At 70.5% G+C, this 1,967-nt stretch carries 4 protein-coding genes; all 4 read left to right on the top strand.

Annotation, left to right across the window (positions count from 1 at the left end; translation table 11 throughout):
* Positions 1-83: 83 nt before the first annotated feature.
* Positions 84-587 (top strand): hypothetical protein, encoded by a 504-nt coding sequence (locus tag I5Q34_RS32575; RefSeq protein WP_199896108.1) that lies wholly within the window; start codon positions 84-86, stop codon positions 585-587.
* Positions 584-1,291, top strand: coding sequence for a hypothetical protein (locus I5Q34_RS32570; protein WP_199896107.1), 708 nt, complete (start codon positions 584-586; stop codon positions 1,289-1,291). The genes I5Q34_RS32575 and I5Q34_RS32570 overlap by 4 nt, the downstream gene beginning before the upstream one ends.
* A gap of 20 nt (positions 1,292-1,311) precedes the next feature.
* Positions 1,312-1,569: a hypothetical protein gene (locus I5Q34_RS32565; RefSeq protein WP_234429882.1), complete on the top strand. Its 258-nt coding sequence runs from the start codon at positions 1,312-1,314 to the stop codon at positions 1,567-1,569.
* 153 nt (positions 1,570-1,722) lie between these two features.
* Positions 1,723-1,967 (top strand): hypothetical protein (locus I5Q34_RS32560; RefSeq protein ID WP_199896106.1); only part of this gene is annotated, 245 nt, incomplete at its 3' end.

Raw genomic sequence — 1,967 nt, 5'->3', positions numbered from 1 at the left:
ACCGCCGTGGTCATCACCTTCATCGGCGTCATCGGCGCCATCGACCTCTACGACCCCGTCACCGCCCTCACCGGAGTCCACCGATGAACACCGACCTCACCCTCGCCGGATCAGCCGTCAGCATCGGCATCACCTACCTCAACCTGCGCCCGTGGTGGAAGGGCGGCCGCAGCCCGAAAGACCTCCTCCCCTTCAGCGGAAGCTTCCTCCTCGGCTCCACCGCCACCATGTGCACCGGCGGCATCCTCGGCTGGCTCGCCGGCTGTTCCGCCACCAGCGCCAACAAGGCCGGCGGCACCGTCGTACGCGGCACCACCGGCACCGAAGGCGGAGCCATCGCCCACGGCTCCCTCGGCGCCCTGACCCCCGACGGCGGAGTCGTCGTCTTCCTCACCACCATCGCCGTCGGCGCCGCATGGCGCGCCGCAGGCAAGGCCGACCGCCGCCGCATGGCCGGGGGAGCGTTCTGCGGTACGAGCCTCACCTTCACCGCCGGCGTGGCCGGCGCCCTGTCCTGGCTCCCCGGAGCCGTCAACGGACTAGGAGCAACACTGCGCTCCGGCCTGGAAGGCGCGTTGTCGCTGTGACCCGCCTCCAATACATCGCCGGGGGCCTGACGGACGGCTCTGCCGCGCTCGCCCGGCGGATCATCGGGGGCGCCTGCGCCTGGTGCCGACGTGGCTACCGCACCGACCTGACCGGCTGGCGCGCCGCCCTCGGACCGGCCTTCCGTACAGTCCTGCTCCTGGCCGGGCTGGCGGAGGCAGGGCGGCTGGTCATCGCCCACCCGGCGGCCCTGTGGGCCCTGACGCCCGTCTGGAGCGCGGCGGCCTGGCGCACCGGACAAGCGGCTACCCCCGCGCCTGCGGAGAGCCCGGATAACACCGTCGAGGATCCCCCACCCGTCACCGAACCGGCGCTCACCAAGGAGGAGTTCTCCGCGCTCGTCCGCAAGCTCGCCCAGGGCGGCGCCGGAGCCCATCTCTCCGCCCTCGCCGAGCACCTCACCGACAACCCCAAGGAGACCGCCGCCGTGCGGTCCCTGTGCGCCGCGCACGGGGTGCCCGTGTCCCCGTCCGTACGGCAGCCCGGCCGCGGAGTGTCCACCGGCGTCAAGGTGAAGGACCTCCCACCCCTGTCCCCAGACGGGCCCGAGGCCGGGCGCGTAGTTGTAGTCGCCGCAGGTCAGGAACCGACTACGGCCCCGGCTACAGCTACGACTACGCCGACCGTCGAGCAGCACGCCGGGGGCGCCTACGCGGTCATCCGCGCGGCCGCCAGTGCGCCCTGACAACCCTGGAAGGAATCATCATGCCCATCGTCGCCACCCACGCGGACCAGATCACGGAGGACGGAATGAGCGAGCAAGTCAAGGTGCGGGTGCTGCTCCTGTTCGGAGACCAGGCCGAGATCGTGGCGGACGTACCGGACCCGGCGGAGCCGGTCCGGTATCCCGCCGCGCAGGTCGCTGCCGAGGCCGGGGTCGAAGTGAGGGCCCTTCCCGGAATGCGGCTCTGGGCATCCGTGGGGAAGGACGACCGGCTGACGGGGTTCCGCGTCGCCGAGTGATGCAGCCGCCCGCCTCCTCAATCTTGTGGGGGCGGGCTTCTCTTCACCCAAAGACGTTGCATCTCGATACCCCAATGCTGTAAGTTGACACCCAACGGGAAGGGGCCGCGAACCCCAACCCGCCACACCATCCACGAGAGAAAGGCGGGCAACATGTCCGACGAGCTCGACAAGAACACCAAGCGGACCATCTACCTGCTGATGGACTGCTACGACCTTCTCGCCGACGTCGCGGGGAAGTTCCCGCTCGCGATCGGCCTCCCGGTCAGCTTCGGCGACGAGCGCTGGAGTGACCGAAGCCAGGCTGTCGAGCGCGCGGCGACCGTCATTTACGAGATGCCGGGCACCTCGATCGAGGCCCGGGAGAGCTTCAAGTGCGCCTGCCTCAGCTGGTACGG

The sequence above is a fragment of the Streptomyces sp. AV19 genome, assembly GCF_015999245.1.
Classification (GTDB): Bacteria; Actinomycetota; Actinomycetes; order Streptomycetales; family Streptomycetaceae; genus Streptomyces.
The sequence above is the reverse complement of the archived record's forward strand: the minus strand, read 5'-3'. Positions and strand labels throughout refer to the sequence as shown.

Coding starts and splice junctions, on each gene's coding strand:
- I5Q34_RS32575 (WP_199896108.1), top strand. CDS start 84: ATGAACACCGACCTCACCCTCGCCGGATCAGCCGTCAGCATCGGCATC.
- I5Q34_RS32565 (WP_234429882.1), top strand. CDS start 1,312: ATGCCCATCGTCGCCACCCACGCGGACCAGATCACGGAGGACGGAATG.